The organism is Amycolatopsis sp. CA-230715 (genome assembly GCF_018736145.1).
Classification (GTDB): Bacteria; Actinomycetota; Actinomycetes; order Mycobacteriales; family Pseudonocardiaceae; genus Amycolatopsis.
Window position 1 is genome coordinate 4,099,339 of the sequence record NZ_CP059997.1, and the last position, 11,008, is coordinate 4,110,346.

7 protein-coding genes are annotated in these 11,008 nt (G+C 69.5%); 4 read left to right on the forward strand and 3 right to left on the reverse strand.

The features are described from left to right. The first annotated feature begins 56 nt into the window (after positions 1-56). From HUW46_RS19435 to fxsT, 3 genes are read left to right on the forward strand one after another with little or no spacing between them, the layout of a single operon-like run. Positions 57-1,871 (forward strand): VMAP-C domain-containing protein, encoded by a 1,815-nt coding sequence (locus HUW46_RS19435; RefSeq protein ID WP_215548624.1) that lies wholly within the window; start codon positions 57-59, stop codon positions 1,869-1,871. Further along, positions 1,868-2,947, forward strand: a complete 1,080-nt coding sequence (locus HUW46_RS19440) for an AAA family ATPase (RefSeq protein ID WP_215548625.1) — start codon at positions 1,868-1,870, stop codon at positions 2,945-2,947. The genes HUW46_RS19435 and HUW46_RS19440 overlap by 4 nt, the downstream gene beginning before the upstream one ends. 1 nt (position 2,948) lies before the next feature. After that, entirely contained in the window at positions 2,949-7,340 is a 4,392-nt protein-coding gene (gene fxsT, locus HUW46_RS19445) for an FxSxx-COOH system tetratricopeptide repeat protein (protein ID WP_215548626.1), read from the forward strand. Between the two features lie 3 nt (positions 7,341-7,343). Here the strand turns inward: fxsT and HUW46_RS19450 are convergent, their stop codons facing one another. The 3 genes from HUW46_RS19450 to HUW46_RS19460 form a co-directional block, all read right to left on the reverse strand. Beyond that, entirely contained in the window at positions 7,344-9,167 is a 1,824-nt protein-coding gene (locus HUW46_RS19450) for an HEXXH motif domain-containing protein (RefSeq protein ID WP_215548627.1), read from the reverse strand. Further along, the gene (locus HUW46_RS19455) at positions 9,167-9,355 is read right to left on the reverse strand and encodes a hypothetical protein (protein ID WP_254126327.1); all 189 of its coding nucleotides are present in this window, start codon (positions 9,353-9,355) and stop codon (positions 9,167-9,169) included. The genes HUW46_RS19450 and HUW46_RS19455 overlap by 1 nt, the downstream gene beginning before the upstream one ends. A gap of 82 nt (positions 9,356-9,437) precedes the next feature. Further along, positions 9,438-10,157, reverse strand: a complete 720-nt coding sequence (locus tag HUW46_RS19460) for a Crp/Fnr family transcriptional regulator (RefSeq protein WP_215548629.1) — start codon at positions 10,155-10,157, stop codon at positions 9,438-9,440. Positions 10,158-10,330: 173 nt separating this feature from the next. Between HUW46_RS19460 and HUW46_RS19465 the strand changes: the two genes are divergently transcribed. Then, positions 10,331-10,735: a hypothetical protein gene (locus HUW46_RS19465; protein ID WP_215548630.1), complete on the forward strand. Its 405-nt coding sequence runs from the start codon at positions 10,331-10,333 to the stop codon at positions 10,733-10,735. Positions 10,736-11,008 lie beyond the last annotated feature (273 nt).

An 11,008-nucleotide genomic window follows, 5' to 3' on the forward strand; every position in this document is an offset into this window, starting at 1 on the left:
AATCGAGCGGTGGCCTTGCTGCCGGACCGATCCCGGCGTCGCGGGAGGGAGGGCCAGTGACACAGCCGACGCCGACCCTCTACCGCACGATCGTGGTGGTCGACGTCGCGGGTTTCACCGCGCCCGACCGGAGCCTTCCGGATCGGCTCGCGGTACGTCAGGGGATGTACGAGGTGTTGAAGACCGCTTTCGCCGAAAGCGACGTCGACTTCGATTCCTGCGCGACCGAGGACCGCGGCGACGGCGCGCTCGTCCTGCTGCCGTCCGGCACGCCCAAGAGCATCGTCGCCGACCGGTTGCCGGATCGCATCACGGTCGCGCTCCGCCGCTACAACTGGACGCGCACCGCGCAGGCCCAGATCCGGTTGCGGGTGAGCCTGAACTCCGGTGACGTGCTCAACGACGGGAAGGGCTGGGTCGGCGAGGCGGTCGACACCGCCTTCCGCATCCTGGACGCACCGCGTGCCAAGGAGGTGTTCGCCGAGTCCGGCCGCATGGTCGCGGTCATCTCGTCGGAGCGCTTCTTCGACGAAGTCATCGCGCCGGACCCTGGTCTGCTGCCCGAGTCGTACGCGCCGATCACGGTCAAGGTGAAGACCTTCACCGGAACGGCTTATCTGCGCCTGCTCGGCGAAATCGCCGCGCCGGTCCCGGCGCCGCGCACGGCGCCCGCCGAACCGGGCGGAGCCGTCCTGGACGTGATCCCGTCGTCGGATCTGACGGCGCTCAAGCAGCACCTCGCGCTGACGGAAGTACCTCAGCTTGCGCTCCTGGTGAGCCGTGCGCTCGGCCCCGCCACCTCGCTGCCGCCGCTCAACGGGATCGACAACGCGTGGAACGCCTTCGAACTGCTCACCGACTACAACGCGGGCCCTGACGGCGTCCCGCCCGCGGTCACGTTCCTGCACGTGCTGGCCGAGCAGCTCGGCGGTGAGCGGGGCGCGCTGATCCGCGGCTGGGTCGGCGACCAGGCCAGGCAACTGCGTATCGGTCCGGTGCTGACGCGGAAGGAGCTGGATCGGCCGATCCCCCGCCGGGCGCACCTGCACCTGTTGATCATGCTCGAACCGGTTTCCGCCGACCCCGCGCGCTGCACCCTCGCGTTCTGGCGGCAGGACGACCCGGATGTGTGGCCGCCCGTCCTCGGCGGCGTCCGCGAAATCGGGATCGACGAAATCGAGTACCGGGTCGACGACGTGATCTTGGCTGCCGAAGAGGTTTGGTCCGACCAGGGCATTTCCGCCGCGGTGGAATTTCTGCTGCCGCGCGCGTTGATCAATTTGCCGGTGCAGCGCTGGGCGAAGGAGCACGCGACCGGTCAGCCGCAACTCCTGCGGTACGGATACCGGGTCGTCCTCAGATCACTGGAGCGGATGCGGGCGAAGCATTGGCACCGCGCGTGGCACATCCGGTGGGACTCTATGCTGGCGAACCCGTCGGCCGATCGGCTGCACTATTCCGGATACGCGGAGTCCGAGGAGTTCCCCATCGAAGCGGCACTGAGCGACGAGCACTGGGTCGGCATGGTGATGGCGAAACCGCCGTCACCGCAACGGGAACCGAGCGCGCGATCCGACGAGTTCACCAGCGCGCTCCGGAGCGGGCTGCCGGTGATCCTGTGGCACGAGGAGGCGAGCCAGGAAGAGCTGCACGCCCTGCTCGACTGGGTGCTGGCCACCGACAGCGGGTTCATCGACCTACCGGAACGACGAAAAATGGCCAATTCTTCGCGGATGGCGGTACCGTTCGAGAATTCGCTGGCTCACGATTTGGTAGTACTGTGGGACGACCCGAATAGGGTAATCGTTCTCGACCAACCGTTGGCCCCGGCCGTTGATCTCGGTTCGACACTGAGGGGGTACCACGGATGAACGTGAACGACGGTGTACACCAGAACGACGCGGCGGCACGCACCGAACCGCCCGATTGGTGGATTTACCGCGGCACGGGACGGCCGATTCACGACATCGACCTCGCGCAGATCCTGCCCGCGCCGCCGCCCTGGCGCGCCTACCGCGGCGGGCCGCTGCCCGAGCACGACGTCCCGCCGCCGGACGACGGCGAGTCCGAACGCAGGCTCGGCACCGCGTTCACGCTCACCGAGGCCGAAATCGACGCCACCGAACTGAACATGGTCAACGCCGCGCTCTACCTGCGGCGACCGCTGCTGGTCACCGGCAACCCCGGCACCGGAAAATCCAGCCTCGCCTACCGGATCGCCCGCGAACTGGGCCTCGGCCGGGTGCTGCGCTGGGCGATCACCAGCCACACCACGCTGGCTTCCGGACTGTACGGCTACGACGCGATCGGCCGCGTCCAGGCGGCCGCGACCAGCCAGGCGCAGCGCGGCGGCGAAGCCGAGGAACCGCCGATCGGCGACTTCGTGCGGCTCGGCCCGCTCGGCACCGCGTTCCTGCCCACACGGCTGCCGCGCGTACTGCTGGTCGACGAGCTGGACAAGTCCGAGGCCGATCTGCCCAACGACCTGCTGTCGATCTTCGAGGACGGCGAGTTCCCGATCGAGGAGCTGACCAGGGTGCGCACCCGGCACCCCGAGGTCACCGTGCACACCGCGGACCCGCAGCGCACCGCTGTGGTGCGGGACGGCCGGATCGCCTGCCACGCCTTCCCGATCGTCGTGCTCACCAGCAACGGCGAGCGCGAGTTCCCGCCCGCGTTCCTGCGCCGCTGCCTGCAACTGCGGATCGAGAACCCCGATCACGAACAGCTCGCCGCGATCGTCGCCAGCCACCTGATCGACGAGGACGGCGAACATCGCGACGAGCTCGTCCGCGAGTTCGCCGAACGGAGCAAGGCCGAGGGCGGGCTGCCGACCGACCGCCTCCTCGACGCGGTGTACCTGGCCACCTCGGGCGCCTACCAGCCGGACCACCACACGTGGCCCCGGCTGGTCGACGCACTCTGGCAACGGCTGACGGTGCGGTGACATGAGCCGGCCGACCGGCGTCCCCCGTTCCGCCACGGAGGCGGGACCCCAGCCACCTGCCACCAGCAGAAGACCCGTGCTCGGCGACCTCGGCTGGCGCGAGGTCGCGGACATCCTGTGGCTCGCCGCCGCCATCAGCCCGGCCGGTGGCGCCGCCGAGCCCCCGCCGCCGGAAGCACCGGAGCCGACGTTCGACGGCGTCCGCGCCCCGATCCGCCAGGCGCCCGCCGAGCCCCGGTCGATCCCGCCGTCGCCGCCGCCGTCGCCGCGGCACCCGCCGGTCCCCGGAATCCCTTCCCCCGACGGCGATCCGGGCCTGGTCGCCGCCGAGGGCGAGACCGTGCCCGCCGAACAGCGCGAACCGGTGGTGGACGGCGCCGCCACCGGCGGAATCGCGCTTCCCGAGTCGCTGGACTATTTTCGCGCACTGAGAACGTTGAAACGCGAAACGGTCTCACAACGAAGCAACGACGTGGTGCTTGACGAAGAAGCGACCGCCGTTCGAGCCGCCGAAACCGGCCTGTGGTGGCCGGTCACCCGGTCGAGAAGAACACGCTGGCTGGATCTGACGCTCGTGCTCGACAACGGTCCGTCGATGGCGTTGTGGCGACCGAGGGTGGCCGCGTTCGTCAGCATGCTCGAACAATTGGGTGCGTTCCGCACAATTCAGGTCCGCCTGTTGGAAACCGCGAAGGACAATGTCAACGGCACCCCGGTTCTCCGCGGCGGCACACCCGGCGCACCGGCGAGAGATCCGGACGAAATACTGGATTCGTCCGGCAGGCGCGTGGTCCTGCTGGTGACCGACGGCGTCGGTGACGCGTGGCAGAAGACCGTGCTCTACCCGATGCTGGCGCGCTGGGGCAGGGCGATGCCGGTCAGCATCGTGCACCTGCTCCCGCAGTGGCTCTGGGGCCGGTGCGGTCTCGACCTGCACAAGGCACGGCTGAAGGTGCCGACTTCGTTCACCCCCAACAGCCGCTGGGGTTTCGACCTCGCCGACGCCTGGCTCGAACCCGATCGGGCGGTTTCGCCGGGGGTCGTACCCGTGCCGGTGCTCGAACTGCAGCCGAGGTGGCTGGCGTGGTGGGCGAAGCTGGTCACCGGTGAGCACGCCGGCACGACAGAGGGAACACTCCTGCTCACCACGGAGCGAATTCCCCCGAACGAGTCCGAAAGTTCCTCACCGCCGCTGTCGCCCGCGGAAATGGTGCACCGTTTTCGCAGTGTCGCGTCCCCACCCGCTTTGCGATTGGCCCAGCTGCTCGCATCGGTACCGGTCCACCTGGACGTCGCACAGGTGGTCGGACGCCATTTCGTACCGGACGCCCGGCTTGAACACCTACTCGAACTGGTCGTGTCGGGCGTCCTGTACGCTCCCGCACTCAGGGATGGAAAGTCCACTTGGGACACAAGTGGGCTCTTTTCCTTTCCCGAGGCAGTCCGGGAATTGCTACTCAGCGGCGCGCGGCGTTCGGAAACGGCCGACGTCGTCCGGGTGGCGGCCACCCATTTCGGCCGCCGGATTCCGGTGCTCGGTCACCTCCGAGACGCCATCGCCGACCCGCACAACACGCCGGACCCGGTGCTCACCCTCGAGTCGTCGGCCGACGTCGAACTGGAGAGCGCGGTCATGCGCGCGCTCTCCGGCCCTTATCTGTCCCGCGCCGACCGGCTGCGGAACGCGGTATCGCATGGCCCCTCCCTACCCACTTCTGAATCCATCAAGGCTGTGAATTCCAAAATGCCCGAGACGGCCGAACGTCCCCCCGACTCAGTGCCAGCGACGGAGGAACGCGTGCCCCGTCTCAACGAGCCCGACCCGATCGAGCAGGCGACGAGGCCGATGGCCCACCCCTCGACATCGGGCACCACCGCGCGCAGCTTCCCCAACCGCCAGCCCGACGATCCGCCACCGGTCTGGGGCAACGTCCCGCCCCGCAACCCCAACTTCACCGGCCGCGTCGAACTCCTCGAGCAGCTGGCCAAACGCCTGACCAGCGGTACCACCGCCGTGCTCCCGTCAGCGGTGCACGGCCTCGGCGGTATCGGCAAGACCCAGATGGCCGCCGAGTACATCTACCGCCACCTCCAGGACTACGACCTGATCTGGTGGATCGACGCGGCCCACACCACCCAGATCCGCGCCGGGCTCACCGAACTCGCCCGCGCGCTCGGCCTGCCGGGCTCGGCCGAAGCCAACATCGCGGTGCCCGCCGTGCTCGAAGCACTGCGGACCGGTCGCCCGTTCCGCCGCTGGCTCCTGGTCTTCGACGCCGCGGACAGCCCCGACGTGGTACTGCCGTACTTCCCGCGCAACGGCCCCGGCGAAATCCTGATCACCTCGCGCAACTCCGACTGGGCGGGCATTGCGCGCCCGCTGGAGCTGGCGGTGTTCAAACGCGAGGAAAGCATCGAGCTGCTCGGCCGTCGCGGCCCGGAGATCAACGTCGAAGACGCCGACGAACTCGCCGAGAAACTCGGCGACCTGCCCCTCGCGGTCGAGCAGGCGGCAGCCTGGCGCGCGGTGACCGGGATGCCGGTGCAGGAGTACCTGCGCCTGTTCGACGACTCGGTCGAAGAAATCCTCGACACCGCCTCGGCCCCGGACTACGAAGTGTCCGTCGCCGCCGCGTGGAACGTCTCGTTCGAGGAGCTGAAGACCCGCAACCCGGCGGCCCACCAGATCCTGCACATCTGCGCGTTCTTCTCCCCGGAGCCGATTTCCCGTGACCTGCTCACCGGGGTCAGCCGGGTCTCGATCTCCCCCGAACTGGACGCCGCGCTGCGCGACCCGATCAAGCTGGCCCGCGCCATCCGGGACATCAACCGGTACGGCCTGGCGAAGATCGACCACGGCAACAACACGCTGCAGCTGCACCGCCTGGTCCAGCTGGTGCTGCGCAACCGCGTGATGGCACCCCAGGTGCACGCGCGCATGCAGCACGGCGCGCACCAGCTGCTCGCCGCGCTCGACCCGAACGACCCCGAGTCGAGCAGGCACTGGCCGCGCTACCGCGAGCTGCTGCCGCACGCCTACGCCGCCAACGTGCTGGACTGCGACGACAGCTGGCCGCGTCAGCTCTACATCAACGTGATGCGCTACCTGTTCGAGTACGGCGACCACGAAGAAGCGGCCCGGCTGGGAAAGCAGGCACGGGAGCACTTCACCGAAACGCTGGGCCCGACCAACCCGCAGACGCTCGAAGTGTCCTCCCGGCTCGGGCTCTACCTCTGGGCGATCGGCCGGTACTCCGAGGCCGCGGAACTCAACCAGCGGACCCTCGCCCTGCGCCTGCAGGTGTCCGGCGAGGAGAACGAAGAAACCTTCGCGCTCCAGCGGAACATCACGATCGATCTCCGCGCGCAGGGCGATTTCGCCGCGGCGACGAAACTGAGCGAAGAGATCTACGCCAAGTGCAAGCGCATGTTCGGCGAGGACGACCCGGAGACGCTCCACGCCGCGTACCAGCACGCGCTCAGCCTCCGGCTGTCCGGCGCCTACCGGTCCGCCGAGGAACTGGACCGGGACACCCTCCGGCGGCGCATGGAGGTGCTCGGCCGCGACCACGTCCGCACCTTCAGCGCGAACAGCGCGCTGATCGTGGATCTGCGCGAGGCGGGCGAATACGGCCAGGCCAGGGTCCAGCAGGAGAGGCTCACCGAGAACTTCCAAACCCGCTACGGCGAAGACCAGCTCGACACCGTGGGCAACGCGTTCCTGCTGTCGGTGGCGAGGCGGAAGGACGGTGACCACCCCGGGGCGCTCAGCCTGTCGACGGAAGCCCTCCACCGTTTCCGGCTCGCCTACGGTGACGACCACGCGACCACGATGGCCTGCGCGCTCGCGCACTCGATCGATCTGCGCCACTCGGGTGACATGGCCGGAGCGAAGAAGCTCGGCGAGGAGACCTTCGAGCGGTACCGGGGCGGTCTCGGCGAGCACCACCCGCACACACTGGCCGCCAGCGCCGACCTCGCGGTGACCTTGCGGCTCCAAGGCGACGTGGCCGCCGCGCGCACCATCGACGAGCGCGCGCTCGAGCACTTCCGGGCCACCATCGGCCCGGACCATCCGTACGCGGTCATCGTCACGGTCAACCTGGCGAGCGACCTCGCCGCGCTGGGTGAGTACGACAAGGCGATCGAACTGGGCCGGGACGCGGTCGAACGCGGCAGGCAAGTGCTCGGCGAGGACCATCCGACGGTGCTGGCCGCGAGCTTCAACCTCGGCCTCGACCTCGCCGCCGCCGGTCGTGCCGAGGAGGCCGCGCCCTTCCAGGACCCGATCCTGGTGAAGTACCGCCAGGTCTTCGGCGAGGCCCACCCGGGTACCCAGGCGGCGGGCCGCGGCGCCCGCGCCGACTGCGACATCGACCCGATGCTGATGTAGCGGTCAGCCGGGGACGAGCTGGCCGATCCAGCGGGCGATCTGTTCCACGGTCGGCTGTCGTGAACCGCGGGCGCGCAGGTGCCGGTGCACCGCGCGGACGAGTTCGGGGCAGTGCAGCAGAGCCCTGGCAGCCGGGTGGGGGCCTCGTGCGGAGAGCGCGAGGCCCAGCCCGGCCAGGGACGCCGGCCGATCCGGGTCGGCGGACAGTTCCGCGCGGTAGCCCTCGACGGCTTCGGTGAAATCGCCGTTGGCGTAAGCGAAATCCGCGGCGGTGGCGCCGGGAACGGCAGGCAGCCCCGCCGCGGACAGCGGCGGGCTCTCCGCACCGACCGAGAGCCGGATCAGGTCGAGCCGGGCGTGGGACCACGATCCGTCCGGCACCGGTGTCGGCGGCAGATCGGTCGTGTCGACGGTGGCGGGTGGCCTGCCACGACCGGCCGACCAGGCCGCGGCCAGTTCGGCGACCACGGCCGGTTTCGGCCGGAGGTGGCGGGCACGCCAGCCGGCGAGGTGGTCGCGAGCGGCGGCGTCGGCGAGTTCCTTCGCCTCGACAGGCACGACCTCGTCCTGCCAGGGGCCGAGGCGGTCGGCGATGCCGTCGAGGAAACGGGTGCCGGCGGCGGTCAGGGTCGCGTCCGTCCGCAGCGCCCGCAGGACGTCCCAGCTTTGCCGCCGCCAGTACGCGAACTCGAAAGCCGCACGCCGGGGGCGCACGCCGGCATCGACGAGCGCCCGCCAGAAGGCCGTGACCCCGAAGAAGGCGTAGACGCCTTGCAGCGCACCGCTCAGCGGCCGCGGGTCGTCCCGCCACGGCACGTAGATCCGCTCATTCTGATCGGGCTCGTACAGCTCGACCAGGTGCAGGAGACCGCCGAGCACGATGTGCTGGAACTCGTGGATCAGGGTCGCGGCGAGCGTCGCGCCGTCGGCGGGCAACCCGACGACGGCGCTGCCGAACGCCTCCCCGGTCGACGCGCTCGGATTCCGGAAGAGCACGTGCGGCCTCGGCACCAGCGAGTTCAGCCCGACCGGCATGACCTCGGCCAGCGCGGGCAGGTGCGCCGCGACCAACCGGCACGCCTCGTCGATCAACCCCTGCCACCGCACGACGTCGCCGTCCGGGACCCGTTCGGGCGGGATCGGTTCGTAGAGCCCGCGGTAGGGGTCGAGATCGTCCAGCCACAGCGAAAACCGGTGCGGACCGACCTGGCTCCGCACGCGCCGGATCCCCCACCAACCCCGGCCGCCGGAGCCGGGCGTGCCCGGCAGCCGGACCGTGGTTCCGGCGCTCGAGACGGAGTACCGGTCAGCCACGCCGCGCACGGTGGCCAGCGAGAACGGGGCGGTGGCGGGCAACCGGGCCATCCCCAGCGACGGGAGCATGGCATTTCCTTGCCACACCGGGATTTCGGTCTCGAAGTCCAGTTCCGCGCGGATCGCCGCGGCCGCCGCGATCGCGTGCGCGTGGCCGAGGTGCATCCACAAGGGACCGACGCCGTCCGTTCCGTTGCGCAGCAACCGAGTCGTGTAGCCGGCCCAGCTCCCGGTGTACGGGTTGGTGAGCATCCGGTGCACCGAGCTGGGGACTCTCGATTCCGCGCGCGCCAAAAGCTCCCATGCCGACTCGATCGGCGGCAACGGCCCCAGCGACTCCGGGACCTTCGCCGCTTCGGTCAACAACGCGTGGATCAACAGCTTGCGACGACTCCGCTCGGCCCGGCGAAGGCGACGTGCCATGTCCTCGTCGCCCTCGAGCCGCGCCAGTGCGTCGAAATCCTGCCAGGACAAGCGATGGAACGCGGGGTGTTCCCCGGCAGGCGGCGGCATCAGTCGATCCGCTCACCGGCTCCGCTGTTGTTCGTGCTGCGGTAACGCGCGCGAACATGCGTGGCGCGCTCAACCACGTGGTGCGCCGAATGGCGGACGGCCTCGCTGTCCAGGTCTCGCAATGCGGTGAAAGGAACCGCGTCGAGGTCGATCAATTCTGATTCGATGTCCGGTTCGGTGCTCGCCAAGAACGAATTCATGGGTGCAGATCCCCTCGCGAGAGTCAGATACTTTCCAAGGATAGCCGATTTCGGAGTGCGCGGACCTTGATCATTCGGAGTCGTTGTCCCGCACCGGGGGCGGATGGCCCGCGGCCAGCTCACGAAGCGCGTGCGGATGCACGATCGTAATGCGCCTGCGGGCAGTTCGCACGATCCCGAGTCTGCGGAGTTCGTCGAGACCGCGCACCAGGGTACTGCGGGATACCCGCGCGAAACTCGCCAATTCGCCTTGGTTGAAATGGAGGTCGACCTGATTCTCGGACCGGTCGGCCGCGTGCTGCAGCGACAGTTCCAGCAGTACCGCGGCGAGGCGTTGCGGAAAGTCGGGGCCACCCGATTCGAGGCGGAGGCGGTCGGACTCCTGGAGCCGGATCGCCGTCGTGCGGAGGACCTCCTCGGCGATGCGCGGCTGGGCGCGCAGCACCGCCAGGAACCGTTCCCTGGTCACCACGAGGGTGTGCACCTCGTCGATGGCCGACATCGTCGCCGTCCTGGGCAGCCCGCTGACCGGGCCCATCTCGCCGACGATCTCGGCGGGCCCGCGAGCGGCCAGCGGTGCGTCGTCACCGCGGTAGTTGGTGGCACTGATCTTCACCCAGCCGCGCAGGATGACGAACACGCTGGCGGACGGACTGCCTTGCAGGACAAGGATCTGGCCGGGATGCCACACCTTCAGCCTGCCCGCGGCGGTGAGCGCGGCCCGTTCCGCGGGGGTCAATCTGCACCAGGCCCGGCGTTCGGCGTGCTCGGTGGCCGAGGAACCCGTCACGGGGTCACTCCGGTTCCACCGACCCCGTGTTCCATTTGACGCACCGCCCGCTCCCCCGACTGGCCAGCATGGTCAGTGGGCACCAATGCCAGATCTGTTCACCGCAACCCGTAATTATGCCAGGCGGCAGACCCCGTCACCAGGGCGTTCGCCTGCGCCAGGGAAGGAACGTCATGCGTGGAGCCGAAAGCGTTCTCGGGTCGGCGAGCGGCTGTCGGGCGCCCGCCGGTCCGGCCGCGCCGCAAGCGTTCGGGGTCAGGCCGAAGATCTTCGCGCCGCATCCGCCGCTGGTGTCGGGCGGGTGGTACCAGTGCGACGACCGGGAAGTGGCGGGCCCCGGCCGGTACCCGGTTCCCCGCCCACCGGAGCGGTCGGCGCTGGCAGCGCTGCTCTGGACCACCGCCTGCGGGCCGTTGGGGCTCTGCTACCTCTCGGTCGCGGGCGGGCTGATAGCCGCGGCGGTGTCGGTGGGGGTGGTCATCGTGGCCGGCACCGCCGCGGCGGTGGCCGTCCTGTGGCCGGTGTCCATGGTGCTGTCGCTCCTGGTGTGGCACGGCACCGGTCGCCCGGCGTCCTGAGTCCACTTGAGACGAACCGTCATCCGGGCCCCCCGACCGTTTCGCGCTCGCCAGCGCGTGTTCACCGCACCGCCGGATCACCGGAGGCGTGCGCGGGGTGTTGTCGCGAGGCACCCCCAGCGCCGCGCGACAACACCCCGGTCACCCTCATCCCCCACCGAGATGCTCGGTAAACTTGACAAGATGTGATGATTGTAAGGCGCACAGATCACACCGTCAAGTTTGCAGGACATATACTCCCTTACAGTCAGGTATACTTGACACCATGTCAGG

Coding starts and splice junctions, on each gene's coding strand:
- fxsT (WP_215548626.1), top strand. CDS start 2,949: ATGAGCCGGCCGACCGGCGTCCCCCGTTCCGCCACGGAGGCGGGACCC.
- HUW46_RS19440 (WP_215548625.1), top strand. CDS start 1,868: ATGAACGTGAACGACGGTGTACACCAGAACGACGCGGCGGCACGCACC.
- HUW46_RS19465 (WP_215548630.1), top strand. CDS start 10,331: ATGCGTGGAGCCGAAAGCGTTCTCGGGTCGGCGAGCGGCTGTCGGGCG.
- HUW46_RS19450 (WP_215548627.1), bottom strand. CDS start 9,167: ATGCCGCCGCCTGCCGGGGAACACCCCGCGTTCCATCGCTTGTCCTGG.